The sequence below is a fragment of the Rhizobium sp. CBN3 genome (assembly GCF_030518245.1).
In the GTDB taxonomy this organism is placed as follows: Bacteria; Pseudomonadota; Alphaproteobacteria; order Rhizobiales; family Rhizobiaceae; genus Rhizobium; species Rhizobium aethiopicum_A.
Map to the genome: position 1 here is coordinate 1 of NZ_JAULSE010000039.1, position 16,515 is coordinate 16,515.

The window sequence follows — 16,515 nt, forward strand, 5'->3', positions numbered from 1 at the left end:
CGCCCTCGTCGCCGCCATGCGGAAATTCATCATCATGATCAACACTATTCTCAAAAGACGAACCCCATGGAGCGAACCGCAACAACACGGTTGCTGAGGTGCCCCGCAGGGCCTCGAAGGACGGGCCGGCCACCGGCGTTCCATGCGGTGATATCAGATGCAGCCCAGCGGCCTGCCTGTTGCTAAAAACTGGTGATATCAGCGCATTGCTGCAACATGGCTGCTGTTTCGGCGCCTGAAATTCGCCTATCAAGAGAACATCTTCATTTTCTTGCCGTAATCCTTGCCATTTGCTCGCATCAGTTTTGAACGGAGACTGTCCTGTCCATGATCAAGAAATTCATACTTCTGGCTGTCGCAGCAAGCTATCTCAGCGCCTGTACGACGACCGATCCCTATACGGGTGAGCAGAAGGTTTCCAATACGGCGGGTGGTGCGGCGCTCGGTGCGCTCGGCGGCGCCCTCGTCGGCGTGGCCGTCGGCGGCGGCGGGCACGGCAAGCGCAACGCAGCGCTGATCGGCGCCGGCATCGGCGCGCTGGCCGGCGGCGCGATCGGCAACTACATGGACCAGCAGGAAGCCGAGCTTCGCGCCCAGCTCGAAGGCACCGGCATCTCCGTCACCCGTCAGGGCGACAACATCATCCTCAACATGCCCTCGAACATCACCTTCGACGTCGACCAGGATGCGGTCAAGCCGGGCTTCTATCCGACGCTGAATTCGGTGGCGATCGTGCTGCGCAAGTTCAACCGCACGCTGATCGACGTCAACGGCCATACGGATTCGACCGGCAGCCTGCAACATAACCAGGACCTGTCGCAGCGCCGCGCGCTGTCGGTTGCCGATTATCTCGGCGGCCAGGGCATCGACCAGCGCCGCGTCTCCGCTGTCGGCTTCGGCCCCTCCCAGCCCGTCGCCTCCAACGCCTCCGAGGCGGGCCGCGCCCAGAACCGCCGCGTCGAAATCCAGATCGCGCCGATCACCCAGGGCTGATGCAGGCACTCTCTTTCAGACGACAGAAGGCCGGGTCATCGCCCGGCCTTCTTCGCTTCTGCCGATTGCATCAATGCTGCATCGTCGCGCCCTTGGTGATCTTATCGACGACCTTCTTGTCGGCGCGCAGCGCGATGCCGACGACCTTGGCGTCGTCGGGGGCATATTCGGCGAAGACGGCGCGGTTGGCGGCATCATGGCCGGTAGCAAACATCTCCTCGATGAAGATGGAGGAGGTTACCTCGCGCTCCAGTGCGCGGCGATGGATGGTCGAGATTGTCGCTTCGTCGGCGGACAGCACGATGATCGGCTGGATCGATAGCGGGTTGTAGAGATTGCCGGCGCGGTCCTTGTAGGGCTCGCCGATGATTTCAGGATGTTGCCCGGCGATGCCTGTCGACAGGAAGGCTGTGACGTTCAGCTTCTGCCAGCCGGCAAGATTGTTTCGCAGGACGATCGCAATTTTGGTATCAAACATTCCAGTCTCTCTCATCAGGGTATCGAAACGCGTTGAGCCAGGATTTAACGCCGCAGGTCTTCGAGGGTCTTGAACGTTTGTGCGAGCCGCAGCGGGGCAGCGGCATGCTGGCCGCGCCCGCCGCCAGCGGTATCCTGACGGCGCCCGCCTTTCCCGGCATCGAGCGGATCGAGGCGCAGTTTTCCGGCAATGTCTTCGAGCCGCACCGGCACGATACTTATGCGCTCGGGGTGACGCTGCACGGCGTCCAGACCTTCACCTATCGCGGCGAGCGACGCTTCAGCCTGCCGGGGCAGGTGATCGTTTTGCATCCGGACGAGGAGCACGACGGCGGGGCGGCGACCGAGGCCGGCCTGCATTACCGCATGCTCTACCTGGAGCCTTCGTTGCTGATGGAATGCCTGGAGGCGGAGAAGATCGGGCTTCCCTTCGTCGAGGAGCCGGTCATCGGCGACGGGGCCTTGGCTGAGGTGCTGCTGGGCGCGCTCGGCGAACTCGATCGGGAGCTGGACGAGCTTTTCGTCGACGATTTCGTCAGCCGCGTCGCCGGCGGCTTGTCGCGACATTCGCAGGTGCGCCGCCGGCCACTGGGCGCGGTCGCCTGGCGGCAGGTGCGGGCAGCGCGCGATTATCTGGAGGCGCATGCGCTGAGGCCCGTGCGCTCGGGCGAACTGGAGAAGATAACCGGCCTCGACCGCTTCACGCTGTCACGGCATTTTCGGACGGCCCTTGCCACCAGCCCCCACCGCTACATGCTGATGCGGCGCCTGCAGCAGGCGAAGGCGCTGATGGGCGCGGGCGAAGGTTTCGCCGATGTGGCGGCTGCGACGGGTTTTGCCGACCAAGCGCATTTCAATCGCCATTTCAAGAAGGCCTACGGCATCACGCCCGGCCAATGGGCCAGCCTCAGACGGGGTTTTCCGCAAGGCCGGAACGGCGCGCGATAAAGCGGGCAAGCGCCGGCCCGATCAGCAGAATGACCAGGAAACGGCCGGTCTGCATCGCCATCACGAAGGGGACGTCGACATCGCTTGAGGCAGCGATGATGGCGACGGAATCGGCGCCGCCGGGGCTGGTGGCGAGATAAGCCGTCAGCGGATCGATGCCGGCGAAGACATGAAGTGCCGCCGCCATGCAGCCGCAGAGCGCCATCAGCAGCGCGATGCAGGCGGCGACCCGCGGCAGGGCGCGCGCCACATGGCTGATGATCGAACGGGTGAAGCGCAGGCCGATGCTCCAGCCGACGAGCGCATAGGCGATGGCAAGCAGCCACATCGGCAGCTCGATCTTCAGGATGCCGATGCCTTGCAGGAAGGCACCGAGAAAGAGCGGCACGATGATCATGCCGCCCTGGATGCGCAGGAGGCGCACGCCATAGGCGCAAAAGCCAGCAAAGGTGATGGTCGCCGCAAAGGCCGGCCAGTCGACTGCGGGGAAGAGGACGAGCGGCGGCGGCTCGCCGCCGTCGGTCGCCACCCAGAGGCGCGAGATCACCGAAGCGCCGACGGCGACGAAGACGACGCGCAGATATTGCATGAAGGCGACGAGGCGGGCATCGGCGCCATAGGCTTCCGACATGATGACCATGGCGGAGGCCGCACCTGGCGACGAGCCCCAGACGGCGGTGGTTCCCGGCAGCACCTGCCAACGCGTCAGGAGCCAGCCGAGACCGGTGGCGATGGCGATGACCGAGAAGACGAAGAGCAGGAAGAGCGGCGCGTCCTTCGCCATGGCGCCGAGAATATCAGGGGTGATGGTGCGCGCCATCATCAGGCCAACGAGGACCTGACCGAACTGCAGCGGCTGAAGCGGCACGCGAAGCTTTCCCTTGCCGACGGTCAGCGCCAGCACGATGGCGGCAACCATCGGTCCGATCAGCAGCGAGGCGGGCAGGGCGAAGAGTTCGAGAAAGACGGTGAGGGCCGTGGAAAGCGTGAGCAGCAGCGCCCATTTCGGCAGGCCGGCATCCCGAATCAGGCGGCGTGCGTGGCTGAGTGGCATGAATCCCCGTATGCTTCCCGGCCGGTGCCAAGTCCTAAGGGTGAAGGTGGGAGGAAGCTCCGGCATGACGAAGAGAGGCCGGCTCAAGGGCCGGTCGGCGCGGCCTCGGTATAGGCGGGGGCTGCGAGGGCGGTCAATTGCGAAATCTGGCTTCCGGCGACGCAGCATGCGAATTTGATTCAAGCCGCCGCCCTCAAGTCTTTGTTATCTCATCAGAGTCGAACATGCTCGACGAGGAAATCGAGCAGGGCGCGCACGCGCGCCGGCAGCGGTCCGCCCTGGCCCATATAGACGGCATAGAATTCCTCGATATCGCCGGGATTGGCCGCTTCCAGCACCGGCACCAGCCGGCCGGCTTCGATATCGGCGCGCACGGTGAAGGCGGCCAGCCGCGCAAGGCCGGCGCCGACAAGCGCCAGATGGCGCATGGCTTCGCCATCTCCAACCTGCACGCCCGGCGTGATCGGCACCGTCACCGTTTCGTCGTCCTCGCGCAGCGGCCAGCCCTCGACGGCGCGGACGTAGGAAAAGCCGATGCGGCAATGGCGGCTGAGATCGGCGATGCTGTGCGGTTCGCCATGACGCCTGAGATAATCGGGCGAAGCGACGATGAGCTTGCCGGTGGCGCCTAGCTTGCGGGCGATCAGGCTGGAGTTCTTCAAGGGGCCGGTGCGGACCGCAACGTCGGCGCGCTCTTCCATCAGATCGACCACCCTGTCGGTGTGGGTGATATCGAGCGTGACAGCGGGATGAAGCGCCATGAAGGCGGGCACGAGCGGCGCCAGCAGATGATTGCCGAAGGAGCCGCTGGTGTTGACGCGGATGCGGCCTGAGGCCTGTTCGCCTGATGAAGCCTGGCGTTCGGCCTCGGCGATATCGGTAAGGATGGCGATGCTGCGCTCATAGAAGGCGCAGCCCTCCGGCGTCAGTTGCAGCTTTCGGGTCGAGCGGTTGACGAGGCGGGCGCCGAGGCGCGCCTCCAGCCGGGCGACGAGCTTGCTGACGGCCGATGGCGTCATGCGTCGCGCCGTGGCGGCTGCGGAAAAACCGCCGCGCTCGACGACATTGACGAAGACTTCCATTTCGCCGGAGCGGTTGATGTCCTGACGGCTCATGATGAATTCAAGTCACAGATGATGTTCTGTCAGGCAATCTATATCAACAGGATGGCCGCGTCTATCTCAGAGGAAACACAGGAGACAGATCATGGAATATCGAAATCTCGGCGCATCCGGCCTCAGAGTGCCGGTTTTGAGCTTCGGCGCGGGTACGTTCGGCGGCAGCGGCCCGCTGTTCGGCGCCTGGGGCAATACCGATGCCGAAGAGGCGCGGCGGCTCGTCGACATCTGCCTTGAAGCCGGCGTCAATCTCTTCGACACGGCCGATGTCTATTCGGCCGGTGCGTCCGAAGAGGTGCTCGGCCAGGCGATCCGCGGCCGGCGGGATGCCGTGCTGATTTCGACCAAGACCGCGCTGCCGATGGGCGAGGGGCCGCAGGACTGGGGCACCTCGCGGGCGCGGCTGATCCGCGCAACCGAGGATGCGCTGCGCCGGCTCGGCACCGATTATATCGACCTCTTGCAGCTTCACGCCTTCGATGCCTCGACCCCGGTCGAGGAGGTGCTATCGACGCTCGACGGCCTCGTCGCCGCAGGCAAGATCCGTTATGTTGGCGTCTCGAATTTTGCCGGCTGGGAGCTGATGAAGTCGCTCGCGGCGGTCGAGCGCTGGGGCTATCCGCGGTATGTCGCCCATCAGGTCTATTATTCGCTGGCGGGGCGCGACTATGAATGGGAGCTGATGCCACTCGGCGCCGACCAGGGCGTCGGCGCTCTCGTCTGGAGCCCGCTCGCCTGGGGGCGGCTCACCGGCAAGATCCGCCGCGGTGAGCCGCTGCCGGCCGCAAGCCGCCTGCACGAGACAGCCCAATACGGCCCACCTGTCGACGATGAGAGGCTGTTCGATATCATCGAGGTGCTGGATTCGATCGCAGCGGAGACCGGCAAGACTGTGCCGCAGATCGCGATAAACTGGCTGCTCGGCCGGCCGACGGTATCGAGCGTCATCATTGGCGCCCGCAACGAGGATCAGCTCAGGCAGAACCTTGCCGCGGCCGACTGGCGCCTGTCGAAGGATCAGATCGAAAGGCTCGACGCGGTCAGCGCGGTGACGGCGCCTTATCCTTATTTCCCTTATCGACGGCAGCAGGGCTTTGCGCGCCTCAATCCACCGATCATCTGAGGCGGCCGCGGGCCGGCCTGTCCATGGCCTCTGGTCTACAACAAAAGGGGAGTGAAACTTTTCCCAATCTTAACTGGACAGCCGCTTTGACTTGCCCCATACCCAGCCTGCTGCATATCACCTTAAATCGGAATCGATGTAAGACGAAATTATGCAGCAATTTTAAAGTTCTACAGCGTCCATGTACGTCTGAACGGACGTGCGGCGCAGTAGTCTGCGGGACGCGGTCTCGTCTACGCTGAATGGCAGGGAGATCAAAGGGATGGCGCTGAAGGACGCAAAGGCTGGAACACGCAACGAGGCGGGGATATCCGCTGTGCTCGGTATTCTCAAACAGAGCTTCGGCGAGCGCTTCCAGACCGGCCAGTCCTTCCGTGAACAGCATGCGCATACGACGACCTATATCCCGTCGCAACTGCCCGATGGCGTTCTCTTTGCCGAAAACGCCGATGACGTGAAGATGGCGGTCAGGGCCTGTGCGGCGCACAAGGTGCCGGTGATCGGTTTCGGCACCGGCTCCTCGCTGGAAGGTCAGGTCAATGCCGTAAGCGGCGGTATTTCGATCGATTTCAGCCGCATGAACCGGGTGCTTGAGGTCAATCCGGAGGATCTCGACTGCACGGTCGAACCCGGTATCACCCGCGAGGCGCTGAACGTCCACCTGCGTGATACCGGCCTGTTCTTCCCAATCGATCCCGGCGCCAATGCCTCGATCGGCGGCATGGCGTCGACGCGGGCCTCCGGCACCAATGCCGTGCGCTACGGCACGATGAAGGACAATGTTCTTGCCGTCACGGCAGTCACCGCCAATGGTGAGGAGATCCGCACGGCGCGGCGCGCCCGCAAGTCTTCGGCCGGCTATGACCTGACGCGGCTCTTTGTCGGCGCCGAGGGCACGCTCGGCATATTGACCTCGGTGACGCTGCGCCTGCAGGCGATCCCGCAGAAGATTGCCGGCGGCGTCTGCGCCTTTCCGAGCATCAAGGCGGCTTGCGATGCCGTCATCATGACGATCCAGATGGGCATTCCGGTGGCGCGTATCGAGCTGCTCGATGCTGTGCAGATGCGAGCGTGCAATGCCTATTCCGGTCTGTCTTATACAGAAAGCCCGACGCTTTTCCTCGAATTTCACGGCACCGACGAGACCGTGCCGCTGCAATCGGCAGCCTTCGCTGAGATCGCGGCCGAATGCGGCGGGGGCGAGTTCCTTTGGACCGCCAATGCCGAGGAGCGGACGAAGCTCTGGAAGGCGCGTCATAACGCCTACTTTTCCGCGAGGGCGCTGGCGCCGGGGCTTGCCGCACTTTCGACCGATGTTTGTGTTCCGATATCGAGGCTTGCCGATTGCGTTTCCGAAACGCAGGCGGATATCGAGGAACATGGGCTGCTCGGCCCTATCGTCGGCCACGCCGGCGACGGGAATTTCCATGTGCTGCTGTTGTTCGACGACAAAAGCGCCGGCGACATAGCCAGGGCCGAAAGCTTCGTTGAGCGGCTCAACCGCCGGGCACTCGATATGGACGGAACATGCACCGGCGAGCACGGGATCGGGCAAGGCAAGATGGCCTTTCTGGAGCAGGAGCTCGGAGGCTCGGTGGATCTGATGCGACAGGTGAAGCAGGCGCTCGATCCGGACGGCATCTTCAATCCCGGCAAGATTTTCCACCAAGGCTGAAAACGGAATATTCTCATGAACTTGGGCCTTGCCCATCGCATGAATAGCGCTAGTGTCGACAACAGAACCCTGAGCATTGTCGGCAATACAATCCCGAATGGAGAATCCTTGCATTGGTAGGCCGGTTCCTCGTCTTTCTGGGGGGAGTGATCGTCGTAGTGCTGTTTGTGGCGCTGCTTGCGCCGCTGTTCATCGACTGGACCGATTTCCGCAAGAACTTCGAGGATCAGGCAAGCCGCATCATCGGCAAGAAAGTCACCGTCCACGGCACGGTGGATGCCCGTCTGTTGCCGTTTCCGTCGGTCACGCTGCATGACGTGCGTGTCGGTCAGGAGGCTGACGGCACGCCGATCGTCAAGGTCGAACAATTTTCCATGGATGCCGAGCTTGCGCCTTTCCTGTCGGGCGAGGCGCTGATCTTCGATATGCGCGTCGTCAATCCGAAGGTGCGCCTCAGATTGCTCAAGGACGGCACACTCGACTGGATGCGCGGCAGCCGCGCCGAAATACCGGCCAAAACAGTCGTTCTCGAAAATGTGCATGTCAGCGGTGGCGAAGTCGACTTCCTCGACGACCAGTCGGGCCGGGCGCGCCGCATCACCGGCCTGAATGCAGAGATGTCGGCCAAATCGCTCGCCGGCCCCTGGCGTGTCGAGGGCGATGCGGCCCTCGACGGCGAGCACGGCAATTTCTCGATATCGAGCAGCCAGCCCGACGAGAAGGGCGTGCTGCGCATGCGCACGAAGCTGTCGCCGGATAAACATCCGGTCAGTATCGATCTCGACGGCGAACTGAAGCTGGTCGACCGCAAGCCGAATTATCAGGGGCAGCTTTCGGCGGCGATCGAAAGTGGCAACAGCGCCAGGTCCGCCAACAAGAACGAACAGCCGCCGAGGCTCAAGGGCCGCTTCGAGCTTACCAACGAGCGTATCCGCATTCCCGAATACCGGATGGAGATCGGTCCGACGGACGATCCCTATGTGATAACCGGGGAGGCGACACTGGATACCGGCAACGCGCCGGAGTTCCTGTTGACCGCCGACGGCCAGCAGATAGACGTGAACCGCATCGGCAATCAGGGCGCGGCCGGCAAGACGACGCGGGATGCCGCGGTTTCGGCGCGCCAACGGTTGAATTCTCTGATCGATATCGTCGCTCAGGTGCCGATCCCGCAGGTGCCGGGCAAGGCAAGCGTCAAGCTGCCGGCCATCGTCGCCGGCGACACGACGCTGCGCGATGTGCAACTGGAGCTGGAGCCGGCCGGTACCGGCTGGATGATCGACAGCGCCGTCGGCACGCTGCCGGGGCGCACGCAAGTGGAAGGCAAGGGCAAGCTCCTGCTTCAGGGAGAACCCTCGTTCAACGGCCAGATTGTGATGGCCTCGAACCAGCCAACGGGGCTAGCCTCATGGCTGGCCGGCTCGGTCGACCCGGCCATCCGCCAATTGCGGCAGGCGGGTTTTTCCGCCAATGTCAGCCTCACTCATGAATTGCAGCGTTTCGAAAATCTCGAAATCGCCGTCGGATCGGCGACGCTGAAGGGCCGGCTGGAGCGGCAGGCGATCTCCGGCCAGACGCCGACCCTGTCGGTGGCGCTGAATGGCGACACGCTCGATCTTGACGCGCTGCAGGCGCTGGCCGGGCTCGCGACCGGGCAGGAGAGCAGTGACAATGTCCTCGATCATAAGATCGCCGCACAGCTCAAGGCCGACAGGTTCACCGCCTTCGGGGTTGATGCCGAGAATGTCGAGACCACCTTCACGATCGCCGACGGGGCGCTTGCGGTCGACCGGCTGTCAGTCAAGAATGTCGCGGGCGCCGAGCTGACGGCGACCGGCCGGGCCGAAGGCTCGCTGCTCGACTATAAGGGGGCGGGCGAGATCACCTTCAAATCGGCCGATCCCGGCGGCTTCTTTACCATGCTGCGCGAGCATCTTCCGCACCACCCCGTGCTCGACCGACTGGTACGCAACGCCGGCTGGTACGGCAATACGGCGTTGCGCGGCGCGCTGACGCTCGGTGGCGACGAAGGCGATGCGCTGACGGTGACGCTGGCCGGCGTCTCGAACGGAAGCCGGGTCAACCTCGATTACCGAATGTCCGATCTCCTGGCGCTGACCGGCAACGGTACGACGAGCCTCGAGGCGACGCTCGAAAACGCCGTGCCGTCGATCCTGTTCGGTCAGGCCGGGCTCGACCCGCTGCCGGTCGATGTCGGCGCGAATGGCCGCCTGACGCTCAAGGTAAAGGCGTCGGGCAACGATCCTGCCGATGCGGCGCTGACCTTTGCGACCGACCGGACCTCGTTTACCGCGAAGGGCAAGGTTGACGTGCGGCCGGAGAGCTTCATGAACGGTCAGATCGCGCTGTCGCTCGACAGCGCCGATATCGACCCCTATCTCATCATGAACGGTATTGCCCTGCCGCAGACCGGAACAGGGCTGCCGCTCGGCCTGCAGGTCAATGCCGCCGTCGATAGCGACAAGATCGTCTTGTCCGATCTCAAGGGACATGCGGCCGACAACGCGTTTTCCGGTGCGCTGACCTTCGACCGCAAGGCTGCGAAGACGACGGCGAGCGGCGAGTTGACACTCGCCAAGGCAGATGCCGGCTGGCTCGGCGAGGCGGTGTTCGGCCAGATCGTCGATCCCGCCAACGGCACGCTGTCGAAGGCGCCGCTGGGCCTGCCCACCTTCAAGGATCTCGACGTCAAGGTGAGGCTGTCGGCCAAGGAATTCTGGCCCGGCCTGCCGGAAACGGCAGTATCCGATTTCACCAGCTACGTCGCCTATAAGGGCGACGAGTTGCAGCTCAACGACATGGCCGGCAACTGGGATGGCGGCAAGCTCTCCGGCAATCTTCTCTTCACCAATGCCGACGGCACCGGTTTCCTGCAGACGAAGCTGACGCTTGCCGATTCCGATCTTGCCGGGGTCATCTGGCTGCGTGACGGGGCGCCGATTGCCAACGGCAAGTTCGGATTGTCGCTGTCGATGGAGGCCTCGGGCAAGACGGTTGGCGAGATCGCCAGCTCGCTCAATGGTTCGGGAGAGCTGAGACTCGGCGATACGAGCATACGCGGACTGAACCTTGCCATCCTTCCGCCGCTGCTTGCCGCCACCGACCCGATGCAGGAACAGATCAATGCCGGCAAGGTGCATCCGATCGTCGAGACGTTGCTCAACAACGGCGAGGCGAAGCTGCCGCCGCTCGGAATTCCCTTCAACGTCACCGACGGAACGCTCAGGGTGCAGAATGTGACCGTGGCCAACGATCTGGCCCGGGTTACCGCCGACGCACAGATCGCCTTGCCGGAGGAGCGGATCAGCGCGACGGTCGGCATCGGCCTCAATCCAGGCGCGGAGGCGCTTCCGGGTGTCGAGCCGGCGCTGAGGCTGAACTTTTCCGGCATGCTGCCGTCACCCGGCAAGACGATGGACGTGACCGATATCACCAGCTACCTGTCGCTGCGTGCTTTTGAGCGCGAGCGGCGGCGCGTCGAGCGGCTGCAGGCGATCGTGCTCGAAAAGCAGCGGCTGCGCCGCGAGGTGGCGCTCTATCGTTTCAATGACGCCGAGCGCGCCAGAGCGGCAGAAATCGAACGGCAACGGCAGGCGGAGGAAGAGCGGCTGCGAAGACTGGCGCAGGAGGCGGCTGCGCAGAAGGCCGCTGCCGAGGCGGAGGCCGCACGTGCAGCGGAGGCAAAAGCCAAGGCTGATGCGCAGGCGAGGGCGGCCGCCGAGGCAGAAGCGGCCCGGCGCTCCGGGCAGATGCAGCCCGGTCAGCTCGATTTCGACCATTTGCCGGGCATTCAGGCGCAATGAAGACGCGCAGGGTTTGCGTCGCCTGAGATGTTTCAGGTTTTTATTTGAATTCCCGGCGTCACGGCCGGCCGCCACAGCCGGCCTTCGCCCACGAAAGCACATGGAGCCGCAGCGCCGAGGACAGGTTGCTGTCCGGCGGGCGGTGGTCGTCGATCTCGGAAATCAGGGCGGCAAGCGACATCGAACGGCTTGCCGCAATCGTCTTCAGCTCAGCCCAGAATTCATCTTCCAGCGAAAAGCTGGTGCGATGGCCATGCAGTGTCGCCGAGTGCTTGCGGATCATCAGCCGGATCACATCGCAGTCGGCTTGGAGGATCGATTCAAGAAAATCGCGCAAGTGGCTGATCGCCGATTCGTTTCCGGCTCTTCAAGCTTTGCGTGAAGCCTCATGCGCCGTCGTCATCCGTCTCGATCCGGCCGTCGCGGTGAGCCTTGTCGGCCTTCTCGTTCAGGCTGCGGGTGAGCTGCTTTTCGGTCTTGGTGCGGCCGAAGGAAATGCGGTTCTGCTCGGCCTGCTTTTCCTTTTCGGAGCGGGCCTGCTTCTTGCGGAACTGACGCAGATTGATGATTTCGGCGCTCATGCGCGAGACTTGATCCTTATGAAAAAGGGAGGCTCGGCCTCCCTTTGAAATCACTGCTTCTTGCGGAAGGAGTCGAGCGAGACGACGGAGCCCGGCTTCTTCTCTTCGCCGTCGGCCGGTTTTGCGCCGGCGGCTTCATCGGGCTTTCCTGCCGCGTCAACGGGATAGGCGGTGATCTCACCGGACGGCAGCTCTTCGCCGTCGGCAAGCGGCACGTCGAATTCGAGCTCGAAATTGACGGAGGGATCGTAGAAGCCGCGGATCGCATTGAAGGGTATGACCAGCTTCTCCGGAACGTCGGAGAAGGAGAGGCCGATTTCGAAATGCGTCTCGGTGATCTTGAGATCCCAGAACTGATGCTGGATGACGATGGTCATCTGCTCAGGATATTTGGACTTCAGGTGCTGGGAGATGCGCACGCCCGCGGCACCGGTCAGGAAGGTGATGAAGAAGTGGTGGTCGCCGGGCAGACGGCCCGTCGTTGCTACCTCCGCCAAAACCTTGCGGATGACGCCGCGAAGTGCATCCTGCGCCAGAATGTCGTAGCGGATATGATCCTGCCCCATGCTTTACCTGTCTTTCGTCGGTTCTGAAGTCTTTTCACAAGGTATATGGCACGTTCAGGCGCCTTGGGAAAGTCCGGAGCCGAGTCACGCGTAGATCAGCATACATGATTTCAGTGTGAGGGAGAAGGTGAAGGCTTCTGTTGCCAGGTGCCTTCGGACCCCGCCTAGAGGTGCGAACCACTAGGACTTTGATTGAAGTGTCACACCGCGATTAAGCAGCGAGACGAGCTTCCGCATAGTTGTCGTTTGCAACTACAATTTTAGCCCGATAACGGCGGTACAATGCCGAGCAAAAAGTCGATCTTTACACCCTTGTCGATCCTATTTCGCCCCCATCAAAAGCCGGCCTTCGATCCCGCCGGTTTTTGGTGGAGGCGCCGGGTACCGCCCCCGGGTCCAATAGGTTTATTACACCGCTCATTTATTGCCATAGCCGGCCCGAGAGCCGGCAACGCTGATATAATGATTTCCTTCGCCCAAGAAAAGGGCAAACGTCATAAAAGCGTTATGTCGGGCGGCAGAAAGAACGGGAAAATATCCGCCTGCGATTGGTTTCTTCAAGCCGACGGCATAAATTGGAGAAAATGGAATCAGCGCGACATGCAGCAATATCTCGATCTCCTCGCCCATGTGATGGAAAAAGGCTCCGACCGGGGCGACCGCACCGGCACCGGCACGCGCTCGGTCTTCGGCTATCAGATGCGCTTCGATCTCGAGGAAGGCTTTCCCGTCCTGACGACGAAGAAGCTGCATCTGCGCTCGATCATCCACGAGCTTTTGTGGTTCCTGAAGGGCGAAACGAATATCCGCTATCTCAAGGAGAACGGCGTCTCGATCTGGGATGAATGGGCCGACGAGAACGGCGATCTCGGCCCGGTCTACGGCGCTCAGTGGCGCTCCTGGCCGGCGCCTGACGGCGGCCATATCGACCAGATCGCCAATCTCGTCAAAGGCATCGTCAACAATCCGAATTCACGCCGCCACATCGTCTCGGCCTGGAATCCGGCCGAAGTGGACCAGATGGCGCTGCCGCCCTGCCATTGCCTGTTCCAGTTCTACGTGGCCGACGGCAAGCTCTCCTGCCATCTGTATCAGCGCTCCGCCGATATCTTCCTCGGCGTGCCCTTCAATATCGCTTCCTATGCGCTTTTGACGATGATGGTGGCTCAGGTGACGGGGCTGAAGCCCGGCGATTTCGTCCACACGTTCGGCGACGCGCATCTCTATCACAATCATTTCGATCAGGCGAAGCTGCAGCTGACGCGCCGGCCAAGGCCGCTGCCTTTCATGCGCATCAACCCCGATGTGAAGGATATCTTCGGGTTCAAGTTCGAGGATTTCGAGCTGATCGGCTATGAGGCGGATGCCAATATCAAGGCGCCGATCGCCGTCTGATCCGGGGGGATTCATGGCCGACATCCTGAAGACGATCATCGTCGCCGTTTCCCGCAACGGCATCATCGGCCGCGATGGCGACATGCCTTGGCGGCTTTCGAGCGATCTCAAGCGTTTCAAGGCGCTGACGCTGGGCAAGCCCGTGGTGATGGGCCGCAAGACCTATGAGTCGATCGGCAAGCCGCTGCCGGGGCGGCCGAACGTCGTCATCTCGAGGCAGACGGCGATCGATCATGCCGATGTCAACATGGCCCATTCGCTGCCCGAGGCCTTGACGCTCGCCGAAAGGCTGGCACGCGAAACCGGCGCCGGCGAGATCTGCATTATCGGCGGCGGACAAGTCTATGCCCAGGCGATCGGCCTTGCCGACCGGATGTGCGTCACGCATGTCGAAGCCGACCTCGAAGGGGATGCGGCGTTTCCGGCGATCGATCCCGCCATCTGGCAGGTGGGGGAGACGCTCGCCGTGCCGGCCGGCGAGAGGGACAGCTATGCCACGCGCTACGTCGTCTACGAACGCCGTCGCGCCTGAAAACGAACTATTTTCCAATTAAATTGACCAAGTTTCTCACGCTGCGTTGAAAGCCGGTGCGGTGATACCTATAACGGTCACCAACGCATCCACCGGTCAGCCCCCACGGTCCCGGATGCGGGGAAGACTTAACGAATAACGAGGTTTTGATGCCCTGGAGCAATCAGAATGGCGGCGGCGGCCCTTGGGGCGGCGGCGGTAACAATCAGGGACCATGGGGCCAGGGGCCGAACCGCCCGCGTGGCGGCAAGGGCGGACCGCCCGATCTGGAAGACATCATCCGGCGCGGCCAGGATCAGCTGCGCAATATCGTTCCCGGCGGTTTCAATGGCGGCGTGGCCGCGATCGTGGTGGCGATCGTCGCCGTTTTCTGGCTGATTCAGTGCGTCTACACCGTCCAGCCGGACGAACGCGCCGTCCAGCTGCGCTTCGGCAAACCGAGAGAGGAAATTTCCATGCCCGGCCTGCATTTCCGCATCTGGCCGATGGACGCGGTCGAGATCGTGAAGGTGACGGAGCAGCAGCAGAATATCGGCGGACGCAACAACAGCAATTCGACGGCTGGACTGATGCTTTCCGGCGACCAGAACATCGTCAACGTGCAGTTCTCCGTGCTCTACACGGTCAACGACCCGAAATCCTATCTTTTCCGTCTCGAAAATCCAGCTGAAACGCTGCAGCAGGTTTCCGAAAGCGCCATGCGCGAAATCGTCGGCCGGCGCCCGGCACAGGATGCCTTCCGTGACAATCGCGGACCGATCGAAACCGAAGTACGCAACATCATCCAGGATACGATGGATCGCTACGGCGCCGGCATTGCGATCAACCGCGTGACCATCGAGGACGTCGCACCGCCGCGTGACGTGGCCGATGCCTTCGAAGAAGTGCAGCGTGCCGATCAGGACAAGCAGCGCCTCGTGGAGGAGGCGAACCAATACGCCAACCAGAAGCTCGGCCAGGCCCGCGGTGACGCGGCCCGCATCCGCGAAGCAGCAGCGGCCTATAAGGACCGGATCGTCAAGGAGGCTGAAGGTGAAGCGCAACGCTTCGTTTCGATCTACGACGAATATTCCAAGGCTCCTGACGTGACGCGGGAGCGGCTGTTCCTGGAAACCATGGAACAGGTGCTGAAGGGTTCCAAGAAAGTGATCATCGACCAAAAGGCCGGCGCCGTGCCCTATCTGCCTCTCAACGAGATAAACAGGCCGACGCAGCAACAGCAGCAACAGGGAGGCTGAGACCCATGTCGAACAGACTTCCCGTAGTTCTAATCCTCCTGGCGGTCGTGTTGGTCGGGGTCTATTCCTCGGTCTTCGTCGTGACCGCCCGCGAACAGGCTATCGTCGTTCGCTTTGGTGAAATCCAGTCGGTCAAGACTGACCCCGGCATCTATTTCAAGCTGCCTTTCGCCTTTGCCGATGCCGACAGGGTGCAATACGTGCCGAAGCAGGAGCTGCGCTTCGACCTCGACAATATACGCGTCCAGGTTTCCGGCGGCGCCTTCTATGAGGTAAATGCCTTCCTCATCTACCGCATCAACGACGCGCGCCGTTTCCGCGAAACGGTGTCGGGCGACAGGGAGGCGGCGGAAGCGCGGCTTCGCACGCGCCTCGATTCCGCCTTGCGCAGGGTCTACGGCGTGCGCAGCATCGAGGCCGCTCTCTCCCGAGAGCGCGTGGCGATGATGCTCGAGGTGCGCAACGAGCTGCAAGCCGATGCGGAGACGCTCGGCATCACGCTCGACGACGTGCGCATCAGCCGGACCGACCTGACGCAGGATGTTTCCGAGCGCACCTATAACCGCATGCGGGCCGAGCGACTGGCGGAAGCTGAGCTTCTGCGCGCGCAGGGCAACGAGGAAGGTCAGCGCCGCCGCGCCGTTGCCGACCGCCAGGTCGTCGAGCTGACTGCCGGCGCACAGCGCGACTCCGAGATCCTGCGTGGCCAGGGCGATGCCGAACGCAACCGCGTCTTCGCCGATGCATTCTCAAGAGACCCCGGTTTTTTCGAGTTCTATCGCTCGATGGCAGCCTATTCGGCAGCGCTTTCATCGCAGGACACAACGCTGGTCCTGTCGCCGGATTCGGAATTCTTCCGCTATTTCAATAAGGCTGCCGGCGCCGCGCCGGCCAGCCCGTCTACGTCGGTTCCCGCAATGCCCGGAGCAACCGCTCCGGCGGCGCCAGGCCAGCCGGCGAACTGAAAACACGGGATCTGTTTCCCGGCAAG

16 protein-coding genes and 1 other RNA gene are annotated in these 16,515 nt (G+C 62.7%); 9 read left to right on the forward strand and 8 right to left on the reverse strand.

Going from position 1 to position 16,515, the window contains the following annotated elements; all coding sequences use genetic code 11:
- The coding region (locus QWJ46_RS29280; RefSeq protein WP_302755897.1) for a hypothetical protein at positions 1–253 on the reverse strand (253 nt) is incomplete at its 3' end.
- Between the two features lie 74 nt (positions 254–327).
- On the opposite strand from QWJ46_RS29280, the gene QWJ46_RS29285 reads away from it, so the two are divergent.
- Positions 328–993 (forward strand): OmpA family protein, encoded by a 666-nt coding sequence (locus QWJ46_RS29285; RefSeq protein ID WP_064694663.1) that lies wholly within the window; start codon positions 328–330, stop codon positions 991–993.
- A 70-nt stretch (positions 994–1,063) separates the two neighbouring features.
- Here the strand turns inward: QWJ46_RS29285 and QWJ46_RS29290 are convergent, their stop codons facing one another.
- Positions 1,064–1,471: a DUF2000 family protein gene (locus QWJ46_RS29290; protein ID WP_184459991.1), complete on the reverse strand. Its 408-nt coding sequence runs from the start codon at positions 1,469–1,471 to the stop codon at positions 1,064–1,066.
- Between the two features lie 32 nt (positions 1,472–1,503).
- On the opposite strand from QWJ46_RS29290, the gene QWJ46_RS29295 reads away from it, so the two are divergent.
- The gene (locus QWJ46_RS29295) at positions 1,504–2,418 is read left to right on the forward strand and encodes an AraC family transcriptional regulator (protein WP_302755902.1); all 915 of its coding nucleotides are present in this window, start codon (positions 1,504–1,506) and stop codon (positions 2,416–2,418) included.
- Here QWJ46_RS29295 and QWJ46_RS29300 read toward each other — a convergent pair.
- Together QWJ46_RS29300 and QWJ46_RS29305 are read right to left on the reverse strand one after the other, a co-directional pair.
- Positions 2,378–3,472, reverse strand: coding sequence for an AbrB family transcriptional regulator (locus tag QWJ46_RS29300; RefSeq protein ID WP_302755905.1), 1,095 nt, complete (start codon positions 3,470–3,472; stop codon positions 2,378–2,380). The genes QWJ46_RS29295 and QWJ46_RS29300 overlap by 41 nt on opposite strands.
- A gap of 212 nt (positions 3,473–3,684) precedes the next feature.
- Positions 3,685–4,587, reverse strand: a complete 903-nt coding sequence (locus tag QWJ46_RS29305) for a LysR family transcriptional regulator (RefSeq protein WP_302755907.1) — start codon at positions 4,585–4,587, stop codon at positions 3,685–3,687.
- Positions 4,588–4,678: 91 nt separating this feature from the next.
- On the opposite strand from QWJ46_RS29305, the gene QWJ46_RS29310 reads away from it, so the two are divergent.
- The 3 genes from QWJ46_RS29310 to QWJ46_RS29320 all read left to right on the forward strand — a co-directional run bounded on the left by QWJ46_RS29310 (position 4,679) and on the right by QWJ46_RS29320 (position 11,212).
- A complete protein-coding gene (locus QWJ46_RS29310) occupies positions 4,679–5,713 on the forward strand; it encodes an aldo/keto reductase (protein WP_302755909.1) in 1,035 nt (344 codons plus the stop codon).
- A gap of 262 nt (positions 5,714–5,975) precedes the next feature.
- On the forward strand, positions 5,976–7,388 hold the full coding sequence (locus QWJ46_RS29315) for an FAD-binding oxidoreductase (protein WP_302755912.1): 1,413 nt from the start codon (positions 5,976–5,978) through the stop codon (positions 7,386–7,388).
- Positions 7,389–7,501: 113 nt separating this feature from the next.
- Entirely contained in the window at positions 7,502–11,212 is a 3,711-nt protein-coding gene (locus QWJ46_RS29320; protein ID WP_302755914.1) for an AsmA-like C-terminal region-containing protein, read from the forward strand.
- A gap of 58 nt (positions 11,213–11,270) precedes the next feature.
- Here the strand turns inward: QWJ46_RS29320 and QWJ46_RS29325 are convergent, their stop codons facing one another.
- The 4 genes from QWJ46_RS29325 to ssrA all read right to left on the reverse strand — a co-directional run bounded on the left by QWJ46_RS29325 (position 11,271) and on the right by ssrA (position 12,848).
- Positions 11,271–11,495, reverse strand: coding sequence for a ribbon-helix-helix domain-containing protein (locus QWJ46_RS29325; RefSeq protein ID WP_183701857.1), 225 nt, complete (start codon positions 11,493–11,495; stop codon positions 11,271–11,273).
- 103 nt (positions 11,496–11,598) lie between these two features.
- Entirely contained in the window at positions 11,599–11,793 is a 195-nt protein-coding gene (locus QWJ46_RS29330) for a DUF4169 family protein (RefSeq protein ID WP_011652756.1), read from the reverse strand.
- Between the two features lie 50 nt (positions 11,794–11,843).
- A complete protein-coding gene (locus QWJ46_RS29335; protein ID WP_064803733.1) occupies positions 11,844–12,359 on the reverse strand; it encodes an SspB family protein in 516 nt (171 codons plus the stop codon).
- Positions 12,360–12,485: 126 nt separating this feature from the next.
- Positions 12,486–12,848, reverse strand: a transfer-messenger RNA (tmRNA) gene (gene ssrA, locus QWJ46_RS29340).
- A 111-nt stretch (positions 12,849–12,959) separates the two neighbouring features.
- Here ssrA and QWJ46_RS29345 point away from each other — a divergent pair.
- From QWJ46_RS29345 to hflC, 4 genes are all read left to right on the forward strand, one after another.
- Positions 12,960–13,754: a thymidylate synthase gene (locus tag QWJ46_RS29345; protein ID WP_302755935.1), complete on the forward strand. Its 795-nt coding sequence runs from the start codon at positions 12,960–12,962 to the stop codon at positions 13,752–13,754.
- Between the two features lie 13 nt (positions 13,755–13,767).
- Entirely contained in the window at positions 13,768–14,286 is a 519-nt protein-coding gene (locus QWJ46_RS29350; RefSeq protein ID WP_302755938.1) for a dihydrofolate reductase, read from the forward strand.
- Between the two features lie 149 nt (positions 14,287–14,435).
- The gene (hflK, locus tag QWJ46_RS29355; protein WP_184459982.1) at positions 14,436–15,524 is read left to right on the forward strand and encodes an FtsH protease activity modulator HflK; all 1,089 of its coding nucleotides are present in this window, start codon (positions 14,436–14,438) and stop codon (positions 15,522–15,524) included.
- 5 nt (positions 15,525–15,529) lie between these two features.
- Positions 15,530–16,489, forward strand: coding sequence for a protease modulator HflC (gene hflC / locus QWJ46_RS29360; protein ID WP_184459981.1), 960 nt, complete (start codon positions 15,530–15,532; stop codon positions 16,487–16,489).
- The last annotated feature ends 26 nt before the right edge of the window (positions 16,490–16,515 follow it).

Excerpts from the sequence above, each read along its gene's own strand:
- QWJ46_RS29315 (WP_302755912.1), top strand. The coding sequence starts at position 5,976 with ATGGCGCTGAAGGACGCAAAGGCTGGAACACGCAACGAGGCGGGGATA.
- QWJ46_RS29285 (WP_064694663.1), top strand. The coding sequence starts at position 328 with ATGATCAAGAAATTCATACTTCTGGCTGTCGCAGCAAGCTATCTCAGC.
- QWJ46_RS29310 (WP_302755909.1), top strand. The coding sequence starts at position 4,679 with ATGGAATATCGAAATCTCGGCGCATCCGGCCTCAGAGTGCCGGTTTTG.
- hflC (WP_184459981.1), top strand. The coding sequence starts at position 15,530 with ATGTCGAACAGACTTCCCGTAGTTCTAATCCTCCTGGCGGTCGTGTTG.
- QWJ46_RS29305 (WP_302755907.1), bottom strand. The coding sequence starts at position 4,587 with ATGAGCCGTCAGGACATCAACCGCTCCGGCGAAATGGAAGTCTTCGTC.
- QWJ46_RS29290 (WP_184459991.1), bottom strand. The coding sequence starts at position 1,471 with ATGTTTGATACCAAAATTGCGATCGTCCTGCGAAACAATCTTGCCGGC.
- QWJ46_RS29325 (WP_183701857.1), bottom strand. The coding sequence starts at position 11,495 with ATGATCCGCAAGCACTCGGCGACACTGCATGGCCATCGCACCAGCTTT.
- QWJ46_RS29350 (WP_302755938.1), top strand. The coding sequence starts at position 13,768 with ATGGCCGACATCCTGAAGACGATCATCGTCGCCGTTTCCCGCAACGGC.
- QWJ46_RS29335 (WP_064803733.1), bottom strand. The coding sequence starts at position 12,359 with ATGGGGCAGGATCATATCCGCTACGACATTCTGGCGCAGGATGCACTT.
- QWJ46_RS29300 (WP_302755905.1), bottom strand. The coding sequence starts at position 3,472 with ATGCCACTCAGCCACGCACGCCGCCTGATTCGGGATGCCGGCCTGCCG.
- QWJ46_RS29345 (WP_302755935.1), top strand. The coding sequence starts at position 12,960 with ATGCAGCAATATCTCGATCTCCTCGCCCATGTGATGGAAAAAGGCTCC.
- hflK (WP_184459982.1), top strand. The coding sequence starts at position 14,436 with ATGCCCTGGAGCAATCAGAATGGCGGCGGCGGCCCTTGGGGCGGCGGC.
- QWJ46_RS29330 (WP_011652756.1), bottom strand. The coding sequence starts at position 11,793 with ATGAGCGCCGAAATCATCAATCTGCGTCAGTTCCGCAAGAAGCAGGCC.